This window comes from Staphylococcus ratti (assembly GCF_020883535.1).
GTDB classification, from domain to species: Bacteria; Bacillota; Bacilli; order Staphylococcales; family Staphylococcaceae; genus Staphylococcus; species Staphylococcus ratti.
This window is the reverse complement of the sequence record NZ_CP086654.1, coordinates 37,536-53,214: the sequence shown is the minus strand read 5'-3', so window position 1 is coordinate 53,214 and position 15,679 is coordinate 37,536. Positions and strand designations below refer to the sequence as shown.

12 protein-coding genes and 2 pseudogenes are annotated in these 15,679 nt (G+C 35.9%); 6 read left to right on the top strand and 8 right to left on the bottom strand.

Features of this window, described 5'->3' with window-relative positions:
* The first annotated feature begins 15 nt into the window (after positions 1 to 15).
* Complete coding sequence (locus LN051_RS00220) at positions 16 to 1,011, top strand: FecCD family ABC transporter permease (RefSeq protein ID WP_229292641.1); 996 nt, start codon at positions 16 to 18, stop codon at positions 1,009 to 1,011.
* The gene (locus LN051_RS00215; RefSeq protein WP_229292640.1) at positions 1,008 to 2,006 is read left to right on the top strand and encodes a FecCD family ABC transporter permease; all 999 of its coding nucleotides are present in this window, start codon (positions 1,008 to 1,010) and stop codon (positions 2,004 to 2,006) included. The genes LN051_RS00220 and LN051_RS00215 overlap by 4 nt, the downstream gene beginning before the upstream one ends.
* Before the next feature lie 296 nt (positions 2,007 to 2,302).
* Here LN051_RS00215 and LN051_RS00210 read toward each other — a convergent pair.
* The 3 genes and pseudogenes from LN051_RS00210 to LN051_RS00200 form a co-directional block, all read right to left on the bottom strand.
* Positions 2,303 to 2,413, bottom strand: a pseudogene (locus tag LN051_RS00210) (transposase); the annotation flags it as partial.
* Between the two features lie 255 nt (positions 2,414 to 2,668).
* On the bottom strand, positions 2,669 to 3,373 hold the full coding sequence (locus LN051_RS00205; RefSeq protein ID WP_229292639.1) for a response regulator transcription factor: 705 nt from the start codon (positions 3,371 to 3,373) through the stop codon (positions 2,669 to 2,671).
* Positions 3,370 to 5,880, bottom strand: a complete 2,511-nt coding sequence (locus LN051_RS00200) for a sensor histidine kinase (protein WP_229292638.1) — start codon at positions 5,878 to 5,880, stop codon at positions 3,370 to 3,372. The genes LN051_RS00205 and LN051_RS00200 overlap by 4 nt, the downstream gene beginning before the upstream one ends.
* 279 nt (positions 5,881 to 6,159) lie before the next feature.
* On the opposite strand from LN051_RS00200, the gene LN051_RS11450 reads away from it, so the two are divergent.
* From LN051_RS11450 to kdpC, 4 genes are read left to right on the top strand one after another with little or no spacing between them, the layout of a single operon-like run.
* The gene (locus LN051_RS11450; protein WP_420853997.1) at positions 6,160 to 6,234 is read left to right on the top strand and encodes a potassium-transporting ATPase subunit F; all 75 of its coding nucleotides are present in this window, start codon (positions 6,160 to 6,162) and stop codon (positions 6,232 to 6,234) included.
* Positions 6,235 to 6,251: 17 nt separating this feature from the next.
* Positions 6,252 to 7,910: a potassium-transporting ATPase subunit KdpA gene (gene kdpA, locus LN051_RS00195; RefSeq protein ID WP_229292637.1), complete on the top strand. Its 1,659-nt coding sequence runs from the start codon at positions 6,252 to 6,254 to the stop codon at positions 7,908 to 7,910.
* Positions 7,911 to 7,921: 11 nt separating this feature from the next.
* Entirely contained in the window at positions 7,922 to 9,916 is a 1,995-nt protein-coding gene (kdpB, locus tag LN051_RS00190) for a potassium-transporting ATPase subunit KdpB (protein ID WP_229292636.1), read from the top strand.
* 14 nt (positions 9,917 to 9,930) lie between these two features.
* Positions 9,931 to 10,512, top strand: coding sequence for a potassium-transporting ATPase subunit KdpC (gene kdpC, locus LN051_RS00185; RefSeq protein ID WP_229292635.1), 582 nt, complete (start codon positions 9,931 to 9,933; stop codon positions 10,510 to 10,512).
* A 409-nt stretch (positions 10,513 to 10,921) separates the two neighbouring features.
* Here the strand turns inward: kdpC and LN051_RS00180 are convergent, their stop codons facing one another.
* The 5 genes and pseudogenes from LN051_RS00180 to LN051_RS00165 all read right to left on the bottom strand — a co-directional run bounded on the left by LN051_RS00180 (position 10,922) and on the right by LN051_RS00165 (position 15,631).
* Positions 10,922 to 12,001 (bottom strand): hypothetical protein, encoded by a 1,080-nt coding sequence (locus LN051_RS00180; RefSeq protein WP_229292634.1) that lies wholly within the window; start codon positions 11,999 to 12,001, stop codon positions 10,922 to 10,924.
* Between the two features lie 867 nt (positions 12,002 to 12,868).
* Complete coding sequence (locus LN051_RS00175; protein ID WP_476756119.1) at positions 12,869 to 13,420, bottom strand: restriction endonuclease subunit S; 552 nt, start codon at positions 13,418 to 13,420, stop codon at positions 12,869 to 12,871.
* A gap of 2 nt (positions 13,421 to 13,422) precedes the next feature.
* Positions 13,423 to 13,612 (bottom strand): annotated as a pseudogene (locus LN051_RS11545) (restriction endonuclease subunit S); the annotation flags it as partial.
* Between the two features lie 35 nt (positions 13,613 to 13,647).
* Entirely contained in the window at positions 13,648 to 14,082 is a 435-nt protein-coding gene (locus tag LN051_RS00170; RefSeq protein WP_250646359.1) for a restriction endonuclease subunit S domain-containing protein, read from the bottom strand.
* Entirely contained in the window at positions 14,075 to 15,631 is a 1,557-nt protein-coding gene (locus LN051_RS00165; protein ID WP_229292633.1) for a type I restriction-modification system subunit M, read from the bottom strand. The genes LN051_RS00170 and LN051_RS00165 overlap by 8 nt, the downstream gene beginning before the upstream one ends.
* Between the last annotated feature and the right edge of the window lie 48 nt (positions 15,632 to 15,679).

Below are 15,679 nucleotides of genomic sequence, written 5' to 3'. Positions count from 1 at the left end.
TAAGGGAGTTACTTCATGTTACTTAAACCGCGCTATCAATTGATGCTTGCCGGTTTATGTCTTATCGTTGTAACAATATTAAGCTTAATAATTGGAAATACGCTTGTATCACTCAATGAGTTGGTACAAGCGTTATTCCACTTTAACGCTCATAACGATATACATATTCTGCTTGCTGAATCTAGAGGATCACGTACAGGCACTGCGCTTCTTACCGGTGCGGCTTTATCCGTTGCAGGATTGTTAATGCAAGTTTTAACGAGAAACCCTATCGCCTCCCCCGGTTTGTTCGGAGTGAATGCAGGGGCCATCTTCTTCGTTATTGTCGGCTTAACTTTCTTTAGCATCGGTTCGTTCGAAGCATTGATTATCATTTCGTTTATTGGTGCGATACTCGTCACATGTATCGTTATCGCACTGGGGATGTTTAAACAAGCACAGTTTTCACCGAATCGTGTCATCTTAGCTGGGGCTGCCATTTCAGCACTATTCAGCGCCTTCACACAAGGCATTTTAATTATGGATGAACGTAATTTACAAGGCTTTCTATTTTGGCTTGGAGGGTCTGTTGCCGTACGCAACTTATGGGAAGTCCCTTGGGTCATTCCTATCGTTATCGCTTTTATCGTACTTGCCTTTTTAATGTCGTCGCACATAAATATTTTAATGACAAGTGACGAAATCGCAACCGGACTCGGCCAAAATGTTAAATTGACAAAAGGCCTCATCATTTTAATCATTAGCGCACTTGCAGGTGTTTCCGTCGCTATTGCCGGCGCGATCATGTTTGTCGGGCTTATTGTGCCGAACATTATCAAAAAATGGTTGCCGCCGAATTATAAATATTTAATACCGATGACCGCCATGTGTGGTGCCATTTTAATGCTTGTCTCGGATATTATCGCAAGAATTATTATTCAACCACTCGAATTACCGATTGGGGTTATTACTGCTGTTATAGGTTCTGTGACATTAATCGCTATTATTAAGAAAGGAATTCAACGCTTATGAATGCTACGATTAACAAACGAGACAGTATCCGTTTAATTTTTGCCGTCATAAGCTTAATACTCCTTTCACTTTTAAGCTTAATGCTCGGATCAACCTTTATCACACCAGAAAGTTTATTCACGTATATCATGAACCCAATGGAAAGTGCAGACCAATTTACAATAGAAGTTTTAAGACTGCCACGTATCCTCCTTGCAATCGTCGCAGGCGCTTCCCTTGGCGTGAGTGGCTTACTTTTACAAAATGTACTGAAAAATCCTATCGCATCACCTGATATTATCGGTGTCACGGGCGGAGCGACGTTCGGTGCCGTAGCATTTATCGCTTTTGTAAGTGGCATTAGCATACATTTCTTGCCCGTATTTACATTGATTGGTTCAGCGCTTGCTATGATCATCTTGATGTCTTTTCAAACACGTGGCAATATACAACCGACAACGTTAATTATTATCGGGATTGCGCTACAAACCTTATTAATGGCACTCGTTCACGGGATGCTCGTAATGACCAATCAACTGTCCGCTTCTAAAGCGTATACGTGGATTGTAGGTAGTTTGTCAGGTGCCACGTTTACAGATAGTCTTATTATTTGTGCGTTCATCTTACTCATGTTGCCATTGTTGTTTATTATTATTCCAAGATTGAATATCGCAACGATGACAGACGATGTCGCTACAGGCCTCGGGCTCAACGTTAATCAGACGAAACAATTGGAAATGATTGTGACGACAGTATTAACCGCAGCAGCGATTAGTTTTGTCGGTAATATCGGATTCGTTGGTCTTATCGCACCTCATATCGCGAAAACATTGATTAAAGGCAGTTACTTCAAAAAGCTGTTGATGTCTGCCCTCGTCGGCGCTGCCTCATTAGTGATTGCCGATCTTATCGGTCGCGTTGCTTTCTTACCAAAAGAAGTGCCTGCGGGTGTCTTCATCGCGGCATTCGGCGCCCCATTCTTTATTTACTTATTGCTTACAGTGAAAAAATTATAAATCAAAAAAACAGCGACTTGCATTAGAACTCGGCAAGTCGCTGTTTCGTTTGTATTTATCGTTGTTTATCTTATGTGGTAGTTAGAATCTATTATAATTAAGTCGCAAACTTCCGATTGCTACTTCGAGTCTCGCTTTCCCAGGCGCCTTACCTCAACTAATTTTGGCTTTTATTGTAGCTCATAAGAAGCCAAAATGGATTTTCGGTTTCGGCTCTATGCCTCGGGAGTCTCGACTCGGTACGCAATCTATTTAAGCAATTTCACTATTGAAGAGCGGTATTGCTTTTTCTTTGGTCATTTATACAGTCTAAAAATAATAAAAATGCGATTTTTGAAGTTATAAACGTTGCGATAGCCATATGAAACTCTTTTAATCAGTTTAACTTTTTTCTCAATTCTTTCAATTTTAAATTACTAACTTGAGATATTCCAACAGTATACACAATGGTCTAGAAACATTTTTAACACTTTTAAGTTCATACATTGTGCTGTGTGATGGGAAGTTTATGGTTTATTAAGATTTCCAATACTTATTTTATAAATCGTGCATTTAACAGCAACTACAGAAACGTTGCAATCATTTTTGTACCAAAAAGTGAGATGAGAAAGTCATCTCACTTTAAAAAAGAAAAACTGTATTTATAGTTGTTTACTTTCAATTTAAGTATCTTGTGCTTCATGGTCTTGTTTCATCATTTGGTAACCTACGGAAAGGTGCGTCCGTATATAGTGTGGATTTTTAGGGTCATGTTCAATTTTTTTACGTAAAGTAGTCATAAAAACTCGCAATGACGGTAAATCAGATTCTAATACTTGCCCCCACACCGCTTTTAAAATAAATTTATACGTCAACACTTTACCTGTATGCTCTGAAAGCAAGACGAGTAATTTGTATTCGATTGGAGTTAAGTGTATCTCTTTACCCTCAATCGCAACGGTATGGCTATTATAATCAATGACTAAATCGCCATTCGTATAAATGTTAGATGGATTCATGCAATCTGTATATTTTCTTTTAAGTACACGTACACGCGCCAACAATTCCTCCGAATTAAACGGTTTTGTAACATAATCGTCTGCGCCATGATCTAAACATATCACTTTTTCTTCAGCATCTTCTCTTGCACTCAGCACAAGTATTGGCGTCTTGTATGATTTTTTTACTTTTTGAATAATACAAAGCCCTTCCATATCTGGTAATCCTAAATCAAGAATCATAATATCAGGCAACACATTATTAAATTGAAACAATGCATCTTTACCATCGCTGGCAAGATGTACCCGATAGTCGTTTTGTTCAAATAGCCGTTTAAGCAAATGTTGTACAGAAGGGTCGTCTTCTACAATTAACAATTGCGTTTTCAATTTATCACCTTCTCTAACGGGAGTTTAAATCCAAAGATTGCGCCATTAGGCTCGTTTTTCTTAATATAGAGACTAGAATCATGCCGTTTAAGAATCATTTGGCATAAATACAATCCAAGTCCCAATCCTTTACGAGAGCGATCTGACGTATTATCACTCGTATAATATTGGTCAAAGATACGTTCTTGCATTGCTTCATCTACCCCATAACCATTGTCTTGTACTTCAATGACAGCACTTTCCTGTTCTTGACGGCAACGAATCGTAATGACCGCATCTTCAGGCGTATACTTAATCGCATTTTCGACTAAATTAATAAGTACCTGTGTCATCATTTTTTCGTCTATTTTGACTAATAAAATTTCGTCAGGTTCTTCAATATGAATGGTTCGTATACCTGCTCTTTTTACAGTGAGTTGATAAGCGGTATAAATCACTTCGGACAACACGATAATTTGATGATGCGCATTGTCATCATCATGATCTATTTTAGTCACTGTTAGTATATTATTAACCATATTATTAAGCCAAGTCGCATCCTCTTTAATACTTTTTAAAATAGGCTTTTGTTGGGCATTCATACCCCCTTCAAGCACGTCGAGATTGCCAATCATCGCCGTCAATGGCGTACGTATATCGTGCGAAATCGACTTTAAAAATGTACTTCTCGCTTTTTCACGTTCCTTCTCTTTTTCTTGTTGTTTATTCTTTTTGTATAAATTGATTTTTTCAAGTGTATTCGTCATATCAATGGCCATAGATAAAATGATTTCTTTCTCAAACGCTAATTGCTCAGATGCTGGAATGACGATGATATGGGTACATTCTTGTTGGTTCACCGGTAGTAAATAATACGCTAAACCCGGAAAAGTTTCCGTCGAGTAACCCGCTTCTTGTTGATGATATACGACCCATTTCAAATGCGCTTCTAATTTTGGTAACGTCTGCGTTTGATCCGCAGAGATAATCATGACATTCTCTTGTGTTAGTTTAGAAAATTGTTGCGTCATCGTCTTTATTACGGCTTGTTCATCAACACTTTGTATAAGCAATTTATTGGTTTCTAATAATACTTCTGTCCGATATGTTTTTTCTTTCGCTACTTTAGTTTGTTCTGTCACTTTACGCACTACGGTACTCATAATCATGCCGCATATAAACATAACCGTAAACGTCGTAGGGTAGTCTTCCCGGTAGGCTTCAAATGAAAAGCGTGGTGTCGTAAAAAAGTAATTGAACATCAAGACCGCACTTATGGAGGACAGTAGCACATTTAATTTCGAACGTATCCATAATGCTGACAGAATGACACCGAGCATGTAAATGGTTATCGTATTAGACTCATTGAGGTTATATTCATACATGACTAAACTGATGACGGTACAGATCGTCATTATTAAAATTAATTTCATCAAGTCGACCGTTTGAAATTGGAGCCACGACGTAAATAACGGTTGCGTCTCTTTCTTTTTACCAGCACTTGGAATAATGTAGACGTCGATATTAGGATAGCGTGTATTGAAGTCTGAAATAATGTCATAACGTTGAAAAATATGCGTCTTAACTGGACGTCCTAGCACGACTTTACTTACTCTATTCGCCGTACACCATTCCCCAAGCTGTTCACTTTCTTCACCATAAAGGCTAATAAAGCGGCCTCCTAATGACTCTAGTAACTTACGGTTCATATCCAATTGTCTAATTTCTTCTGTTTCAAGTGCTCTACTTTCAATATAAATCCCCGTGAGATTACATTTAAAAGCTTGTGCGAGTCTCGCAGCATGACGAATGACCTTCATATTTTGCGCATATGGCGAAATACCTACTGCGATTACTTGCTCTTCATTATCTAGACCGACTTCCGCCATTTTAGCATCAATGAAATTGGCAAGTTCCCTTAAAGCAAGTTCTCGAAGTTGGATAAGATGATCTAACTGAAAAAAGCTATCTAACGCACGTTGTGCCTGTGATTCTTGGTAGATTTTTCCTTCTTTCATACGTGCTTGTAAATCTATAGGTTCAATATCTACAAACTCAAACGAATCCGCTTGTTTAATGATTCTGTCAGGCACACGTTCACTGATTTCCACTTTCGTAAAATGATGAATAATATGATACAACGATTCAATATGTTGAATGTTCAACGTCGTATAAACATTAATGCCTGATTGTAACAATTCTTCTACGTCTTGATAACGTTTATCGTGACGACTTCCTGGCGCATTATGATGGGCTAATTCATCAATTAAGACGACGTCCGGTTGCGCTTCAATAATCGCATCAATATCGGGCTCATGAAATGTATGTTGATTATAATGTATCGTTTTAAGTGGAAACGCATCAATCGCGTGGGTCAACGCTGTCGTCGCCGGTCTCTGATGCGGCTCAACATAACCAATACGCACATCAATCCCTTTGTCGATAAGATCATGTGCATCTCTTAACATGCGATACGTTTTCCCGACGCCTGCCGCATAACCTATATAAATCTTCAGTTTGCCCTTCATCTTCACGCCCTCCTATTCTTCATCAGTGTAGTCCTTTCACGACATGAAAACCAGTAAGAACCACAACGCGTTTTAAATCTTAATACCATATTAATATCTACAATCCATATATTAACGCCTTCTTAATATGTTTGGTGTTATATTTTTCACAGATTAAAAAGGGAGGCAAAAATAAGATGGAAGATATCATGTATATCCTTTTATTTTTTTGCATGTTCGGATTACCTATTTTAGGAATCAACGTTTTAGAAAAATATTTAACTAAAAAGGAGAAGTAACATGTTACTACTACTCATCATTTTATGTATCTTCATCTATCTCATTCACGTTTTGATTTTTCCCGAAAGATACTAATAAAGGAGTAATTTTTTATGGCTAGCTGGTTCATTTTAATCACTTTATTTCTTATTACATCAACGCTTATAGGCTGGTATCTCTACTATATTTATTTTAACTACAATGGTTTTCTCTATGTGCGTTATGCCAAATTAGAACATACACTCGCCAAGTTATTGCGACTGAAATACAAGCCACAATCCGCTAAAGATTACCTGAAAAGCTTACTCGTTACAAATGGGATTGCGGCGCTCATTTGTTATGTCATATTACGAACGCAACATGGCTTGTGGCTTAATCCAAACCATATTGACAATATGTCTCCGGATTTGGCATTTAATACTGTCATTTCTTTTATTACGAACACGAACTTACAACATTATGCTGGAGAAGCGAATTTAAGTTATTTTTCTCAAATGACAGTCATTACATTTTTAATGTTCCTATCAGCGGCTTCAGGGTTCTGTATCGCACTCGCCTTTATCCGTAGAATGATAGGCAATCAAGATGCTATCGGTAGTTTTAATAGTGATCTTATTAAATTTATTACGCTTGTATTGCTTCCACTCTCATGTATCATCAATTTGTTATTGATGCATAATGGCGTTATACAGACGTTCAGTAAAAATATTCAATTTGAGACAATAGACCATAAAATACAGGCGCTCGCCTTTGGACCTGTTGCATCGCTAGAAAGCATTAAACACCTTGGTACAAATGGGGGCGGATTTTTTGGCGCAAATTCATCAATGCCATTTGAAAATCCAACATTAATGACGAATATGCTTGAAATGATGTCAATGATGATGATACCAGGCGCTGTATTTGTTCTTTTCGGCATTGTGTTATTTAAAAAGCACTTGCCTTCAAAAAAACAGGCATTCTATTTTATCGGTTTATTATTAGCGATTTTCACATTGTTCTTTATCGTACATGTATCTGCGGAACATATGGGAAATCCACACATTCCTGGTGCCAATATGGAAGGCAAAGAAACCCGTTTTGGTATCACCCAAAGCGCCCTTTTCACATCAGTGACGACAAGCTTTACGACTGGAACAGTAGACGCGATGCATGACTCGCTCACTGCATTAGGCGGCATGGTACCGTTAATTTTAATGATGATTAATGCGGTTTTTGGTGGTTCAGGGGTCGGTTTTTTAAACTTTATGACTTATGTGTTATTAACCCTATTTATCGCAGGGCTTATGATTGGACGAACACCACAACTCTTTGGAAAACGTATGGAAAGTAAAGAAATGACATTAGTCTCAATCATTCTTATTATCCATCCACTGATTGTGCTCGTTTTTTCAAGTATTGCATTAAGCTTTCCAGATGCGATGGCAGCTATCACGAACCCTAGTGAACATGGTATTTCTCAAATACTTTATGAATACACTTCTGCTAGTGCGAACAATGGCTCAGGCTTTGAAGGATTAAAAGACAATACAACATTTTGGAACATCACTACTGGACTCGCCATGTTTCTCGGCCGTTACCCAGCGATGATTTTACAACTCTTTATCGCATCATTACTTGTACGTAAACCATTACAAAACACTGCTAATGAAATGGCGATTGATACACCAATATTTAACGTACTCCTTGTCGTAATTATACTTACAATCAGTGCGCTTACTTTCTTACCAGGACTTGTACTCGGCCCTATCGGTGAGTACCTTACTTCTTAAGGAGGATAATTATGAAACAGGAACTATTAAAATCGGCCATTTGGCAAGCTTTCGTCAAATTGAATCCTGCCAAAATGATTAAAAACCCAGTCATGTTTGTCGTATTAGTGACCTTTTTTATCACTGTACTCGGAGGCCTATTTCCATCTGTTTTTTCAATGCAACAAGCCAATCACTATCACTGGATGATCGCTATCATCTTGTTCATTACTTTATTATTTGCCAATTTTGCGGAAAGTCTTGCTGAAGGACGTGGTAAAGCAGAAGCCAATGCACTCCGTACAAAGAAAAAAGAGATGACTGCCCGCTGTCTTAAAGCACAAGGTGAAGTTGAAATCTCCGCGACAGAACTCAAAAAAGGCGATGTCGTTTTAGTAAAACAAGGCGAAACCATCCCTTGTGATGGTGAAATCATCGAAGGTATTGCGATGGTCGATGAATCCGCCATTACCGGAGAATCTGCGCCCGTCGCCAAAGAATCTGGCGGCGACTTTTCAAGCGTCATCGGCGGCACAGTTGTCGTTAGTGATCAGTTAAAAATCAAAGTCACAGCCGCTTCCGGAGAATCTTTTCTTGATAAAATGATTGCGCTCGTCGAAGGTGCTTCACGTCAAAAAACACCGAATGAACTTGCATTGTCGACATTATTAACGAGCTTAACACTCATATTTTTAATCGTCATCGTGACTTTAGTTCCGATCGCTAAACACTTGCAGTTCAATTTGCCAACAACATCATTAATTGCGCTATTTATTTGTTTAATCCCAACAACAATTGGCGGTTTGTTGTCAGCCATTGGGATTGCAGGAATGGACCGAGTGACCCGCTTCAACGTTATCGCGAAAAGCGGTAAAGCTGTAGAAGCATGTGGAGACGTCGACATGATGATTCTAGACAAAACCGGCACTATCACTTTCGGTAACCGTATGGCTCACGCTTTCTACCCAGTACAAGGCGTGGCACAAGAAGCACTCACAAAAGAAGCTATTTTAAGCTCATACGATGACGATACACCAGAAGGCCGCTCTATCGTAAGTTATGGAGAAACACAAGGCGCACACATAGACCCACCAGCTTCCTATACGCCCATCCCATTTACCGCAGAAACACGTATAAGTGGCATTGAAGTAGATGGTTGCTTTCATATTAAAGGGGCAGTCGGCGCCGTAATGAAACGTGCTAAAAAAATGAACATTGACATACCTGAAGACTTATTAACATTAACAGACGAAGTGGCACACCAAGGTGGTACACCGCTTGTTGTTATGGATAATACCCGCATCTACGGTGTCATTTATTTGAAAGATATCGTCAAACCGGGTTTACCAGAACGTTTTACATTACTCCGAAAAATGGGGATTGAGACTGTGATGTGTACAGGGGATAACCCCCTCACAGCCGCCTCTATTGCTCAAGAAGCAGGCGTAGACCGTTTTATAGCAGAATGTAAACCAGAAGACAAAACACGCGTCATTAAAGAAGCTCAAGGAAAAGGGAAAGTCATCGCAATGACAGGCGACGGTACGAATGATGCCCCGGCACTGGCGCTCGCCAACGTCGGTGTCGCCATGAGCTCAGGAACTATCGCCGCTAAAGAAGCCAGCAATATGATTGACTTAGATTCCGATCCAACAAAACTGATTGAGATTGTAGAAATTGGTAAACAATTATTAATTACACGCGGTGCCTTAACGACTTTCAGTATCGCTAACGATATCGCGAAATATTTCGCGATTATTCCAGCGCTCTTTTTACCATGGATGCCAAGTATCAATGTACTTAATATTATGCATCTTGAAACGAGCAATTCAGCGATATTATCCGCATTAATTTTTAATGCCATTATCATTCCGTTGTTAATTCCTATTGCGTTAAAAGGCGTTCAATTCAAACCAACAACGCAAAGTCGTTTACTGTTAAACAATACACTCATCTTTGGTCTTGGCGGTATCATTACCCCTTTTATTGGCATTAAATTAATCGATATCATCATCAATCTATTTTGAGAGAAGGTTAAGCTATGTTAAAAAGTTCGCTAATTACGACCCTATTGGTTTTAATCATGTGCGGGTTAGTGTACCCCTTAGTTACAACCGCAGTAGGACAAACGTTCTTTCATCATCAAGCTAATGGGAGCTTAATTGAAGAACACGGCAAAGTCGTCGGGTCATCACTTATCGGACAAGAATTCACATCGCCCGTCTACCTACATGGTCGTCCATCAGCACACCATTACAGCTCATATAATGTTTATGAAAAGAAAGCAAATATCCTCCCTGTAACAGGTGGTACAAACTACAGCAACACGAACCCAGAATTACTAGACCGTGTTGCGACGGACCGTAAAATATTTAGTAAAGAAAACGGAATCCCAGCAAAAGACGTTCCCGTTAATATCCTTACCGCATCTGGATCAGGACTAGATAACGCAATCACGAAACAAGCCGCAGACATGCAGATCAAGCGCATCGCAAAACATAGCGGCTTAACAAAACAACAAATACAATCTATTATTAACCAACACACAGAACGTCATTCTGAAACGAATACCGTCAATGTCCTCGCTGTGAATTTAGATATTAAAAAATTAATGGAACACTAAATGGACATACAAACGCCCTCCCTCATCAGACCACGCGCCATTATGCGTCGTGGTAGACTGAGGGAGGGCTTATTTTGTGGTGAATGGTGGGGATTATCGATATATTTTACGTTACTTTCTCCTATGATTTCGTTGTTTCAATTTAACAATAAAGATACACATATCACTATTACACCTATAAAGAGAGAAAAAGCTAATTTACTCACAAACCTTCCCGAAGTTGATCTAAGATAGGAATCGACCCTGATTTTAAAGCGTATTTTATTTTGTAAATATATCCCTCATAAAGTGTTAGCCTTTAAGGTAAATAGGATATAGATAGTCGATTAATTGCTAATATTGAGAATGTTTTACAGAAAACTTCTTCTTAAAAACTTCAAATAATGAAAACTTTATATATTTAGATTTACTATTTGTTTAATTCAATATCATAAATGAATTTATAAACTCCTGGTATTGAAAAAAGTTGTTCTTCATAGTACTGACCACCATAATAACTAATTTTTTGAAAATCCCTGTAACTAAATTTTTGATCTTCTATACTTTTTCTTCTAACTCCAAAAAGTAACTTTGCTGCTTTTTTATTATCATATGTCATTTTTATATTTAATAAAGCACTAAAGATAAAAATCATTACACTAATTATAAGGATATAAGTTGTTATGTCAGAAGTAACAACTGTCATTTGAGTTTGATAGATAATATCTCTTATAGTGTTTACAAATTCCTGATTTGAAAGAATGTTTTGAACTTCGTTAGGAAATTTGGAAAAATTAGGATCTTTAGTAAAATCAAGATCCGGTTTTTTTATATTATTCATTGAAAGTATCATAATTATCAAAAATATATTGGGGGCACTATTAATAAAAAACTGCTTATTATGTAAACTTCTAATAATATACGGTGGTATTCTAAGACATGCAAAACCAAAAAATATTGAAGAAATAATAATAAATAAAACTTCCAACGTAACAAAATTTTCTATTATTTTACTGTCATGTAAAAAGAGTACAATACCCAAAGAAAAGATAGGTATTGCTAAAAGCCTAATAAACGGAAACATACAAATGATATTTTTATAACCAATACAACCGATTATAATAAGTATTATAAGTAAAAATATACCTATGATAGGAGGAATTATTGTTGCCAATCTAAAAAAAAGAAGGAGAAGAATGAAAATACTACAACCAAATGTACCTATTATTATGTTAATTCCATCATATTGTTTTTTAACCATTTTTTTATGAAGTCTTTTTTTATCATCTAATATTATCCAATGTTCAAGACGTTTTGTATCTTTTCTATATTTATATAAATCTAACAAAAACATTTTTATTTTATTATTTTTTATATTTTTAAAAACGAAATAAAAATTTATCACTAAGAACATTATCAAAACAATAAAATTTATTATATAATTAGAATTTACAGACAGCGCGCAAATTATAAAAAATACAAAAATAAATATTACATATTTGTCATTCAATAAATTTCATCTCCAATAAATAAAGATAGTAACAATAAGGTTACAATGCAAAATCTCTTTTATAGCGTACATTCTATTCAACAATAAGGAGTATTATGTGTTAATTTTTTAACATAAACCGTTCAATAATACATGACAACTATAGCGCACTAACTAATACTCAGATACGTTCTCAGCTATTGTGATATATTTGAAATTCTAAGAGAAGGGGAATCCATATTCATCACTCAACTATCTATCATAGAATTCAAAATACTCTCTTATTTCGTATCAACTTTAGAATAAAAATATTCATGTTACAATTATATAAAAGGAGTGATACGTATGGCATTCGGTGCTGAAACTATAACTTTAAAGCAAAATAAAATTGTAAAAACAATGAAAGCTAATAACGCAATTTCTTCTGAAACCGCTCAATCATGAAATACATTAAACATCAAAAAAACACGTACTTTTAATCATTTAATCAAACAAGGTGTTATTAAAGAAACTGGAGATAAATATTATCTCGATATTGCAAACTGGGAAACATTCAGAAAATCATTAAAAAGATGGTTTTTAATATAGATAGGGTGTCGGAATTTACTGAGGTTGATGATAACTCACTTGTATTCCGGTAATTGTACTAATATCTATAATATAAAAAATGCTAAGTACTGGTGCTCATACCTAGCATTTTTTGATGTACATGATAACTTAATGCATATCTCCATAGTGTCACACAAAGACATTTTTGAGTTTTTATTGAGCTATTTAATATCTGAAATAATGAGCAATGGTTTTTTCATTGAAATTATGCTTTCTCTAACAATACTATCGTGATTCATTCTGGTAAATCACATAATATAATAAGCCGTTATCATAAGCTTAGATGAACATCTTCTGTAAAAAGCCCTTTTTTCTCTCTTTCAATAATTCAATTTTAGCTGATTGCTTTTCAATAAAAGTATCTAACTTACTGAAAAAATCACTGATTTTTATCATTTCATTAAATTTAGGTAAGTTGACATCTATGTTTTTCATAGTTGAAGCTGATAAGTTACTTTGAGTGCCAGTACCTACTAATTTATTAAGAATTCCTGTATCTCTTATATAATTAAGATAATAATATAAATATTCTGTTAAGTAGTAATTATCAAAAACCATATTAAAAATGGCCTGACTTGTAGCTACTTCAATTTTATTTATACTTAAATAGCCCACAGAAGCATACATAGCATAATTTATAGAATTCTTAGGCACTAACCATGCAGTACTATTTTCTAAACCAGCTTGAGTGATAGATTTTTCTGTTTGGTTTAAAAATTTACCTTGTTCAGTTATGTCACTAATTGATAAAAATGGTATGTCTCCATTGTAATATTTAGATTCAGTTGATTTTGGAGTGCCTCCTGCTTTTCCTTTATCATATAATTCTATTAATTTTTTCTCTTCCCACTCTGGATACTCATCCCCATTCTCATCTTTAAATCTTAATTCTTGAGAGAAAATCTTTTGCATATATCCCTTTTTCTGTTCTTCCAGCTTCTCTAATTTCTTTTCTTCGAGTTCAATTTGGCGGTCGAGTTTGTTGAAGAAAATACCTAACTTTTGTTGTTCCTCGTACTTTGGTATAAAACTTTTTATACTGTAAAAATCTGAATGATTTAAATCAGGATAGTAGAGGTTCCAGCAAATGATAAAATTTTATTATTAATCTTAGAAGATTTTAATAGTTCATATATAAATAATCTATCGTACTGTTCGTTATCAAATTTAATCTTGAAGAAATTATTATGGAAAGCTCCATGAACTCCTGTTATAACTTTTCCGGTATTACCAGTCCTAGTCATCAAAATATCGTCTTTATTAGCTATGACAGAATTCGGTGGATTTTTTATATAATATTTTATTTTGCTATTTGGTTTAAGAAATTCATTAGTTATATAGAAATAATACCCTTCTTTATATTGGGTTTCTCTATTACTTATTGCAATTTGAAGCCCTTGATTAGTTTTAGTAAAATCTCCAAATGCTTTTTCTATCCATTCATCTTTAAACTCTGGAAATCTTAGTTTTGGAGTATTTGTCTGCTTATTCATTTTTCAACACTCCTAGTTCTTTGAGATAGTTGTTAATCTCTGATTCAACATCTGCAATTTCTTTATCAATGTCTGTGAGTTGTTGTTGGACTAAATCAAGGTCAATGGGTTCTTCTTCTTCAAAGGTATCCACATATCTTGGGATATTGAGGTTATAATCATTTTCTTCTATTTCTTTCAAATTCGCCGCATAACTATACTTATCTATCGTTTCTCTGTTTTTATACGTATTAATGATTGTTTCGACTTGTTCATCTGTGAGATGATTTTGGTTTTTACCTTTTTCAAATTCGTTAGAAGCATCGATAAATAAGACATCTTGATCTGCTTCACGACATTTCTTAAATACGAGGACACAAGTTGGAATGGAAGTCCCATAGAAAATATTAGCCGGTAAACCAATTACTGCGTCTAAATAGTTTTTCTCTTCTATAAGATATTTACGTATCGTCCCTTCGGCTGCGCCACGGAACAAGACACCATGCGGTAAGACTACGGCCATTGTGCCCTCATCATCTAAATAATGTACCATATGTTGGATAAAAGCGAAGTCTGCTTTAGATTTAGGCGCTAATTTACCATAATTACTAAAACGTTCATCATCGTTAAATTTACTGTCCGCAGACCATTTGGCACTATATGGTGGATTCGCTACTACAGCATCGAATTTTTCATCTAAAAAGGCTGGATTTTCTAGCGTATCATCGTTTTGAATATCAAAGTTTTCATAACGCACATTGTGTAATAACATATTCATTCGAGCCAAGTTATATGTTGTATTATTACGTTCTTGTCCATTATAACGATAGACAGTTGTTTCTTTACCAACACGTAATAATAATGACCCTGAGCCACACGTAGGATCGTAAACGTTTCTCAATTTATCTTTACCTAATGTAACAATTTGAGCTAATATTTTAGACACTTGTTGGGGTGTATAGAATTCTCCGGCTTTTTTCCCTGCATTTGCCGCAAAGCGACCAATTAAGAATTCATAAGCATCGCCTAACATATCAATTTCTAAATCGCTGTGTACAAAAGGTAAGTCTGCTAAATTAACCATGACTTTGCTTAGTAATGCTGTTCTATCTTTAACGGTGTTACCTAATCTTGTAGAACTTAAATCCATATCACTGAATAAACCGATAAAATCATCTTCACTATCTTGTCCAAGTGTAGATGTTTCTACTTTTCTAATAGCTTGAGCCAAGTGTTCAATGTCAAAACGTTGATTCTCGATTTCTTTAATCATACTGCTAAATAAATCTTGGGGTTCAATATAGTATCCAACGTTTTCAATAAGTTCTGCCTTTAGATCCTCTTGGTACTCCGCATCTTCCCAAGCTTGTTCATACGTTAAATCTTCACCAGATAAAGCTTCAGCAACCTCTGCTTCTGCTTTTTCTGATAAGAAGCGGTAGAAAATAAGTCCTAAAATATAGTTACGGAACTCACTTGCATCCATATTCCCTCTTAAATCATTCGCGATAGCCCATAAGCGTTTATGTAGTTCCGCCTGTTGTTGACGTTGTTTTTCAGTAATTGACATTTCATTTCCTCCATTAATTAAATCGTTGTTATGCTGCTTAATAATGAC

Coding starts and splice junctions, on each gene's coding strand:
- kdpC (WP_229292635.1), top strand. CDS start 9,931: ATGTTAAAAAGTTCGCTAATTACGACCCTATTGGTTTTAATCATGTGC.
- LN051_RS00200 (WP_229292638.1), bottom strand. CDS start 5,880: ATGAAGGGCAAACTGAAGATTTATATAGGTTATGCGGCAGGCGTCGGG.
- LN051_RS00170 (WP_250646359.1), bottom strand. CDS start 14,082: ATGAATAAGCAGACAAATACTCCAAAACTAAGATTTCCAGAGTTTAAA.
- LN051_RS00165 (WP_229292633.1), bottom strand. CDS start 15,631: ATGTCAATTACTGAAAAACAACGTCAACAACAGGCGGAACTACATAAA.
- LN051_RS00215 (WP_229292640.1), top strand. CDS start 1,008: ATGAATGCTACGATTAACAAACGAGACAGTATCCGTTTAATTTTTGCC.
- LN051_RS00220 (WP_229292641.1), top strand. CDS start 16: ATGTTACTTAAACCGCGCTATCAATTGATGCTTGCCGGTTTATGTCTT.
- kdpB (WP_229292636.1), top strand. CDS start 7,922: ATGAAACAGGAACTATTAAAATCGGCCATTTGGCAAGCTTTCGTCAAA.
- kdpA (WP_229292637.1), top strand. CDS start 6,252: ATGGCTAGCTGGTTCATTTTAATCACTTTATTTCTTATTACATCAACG.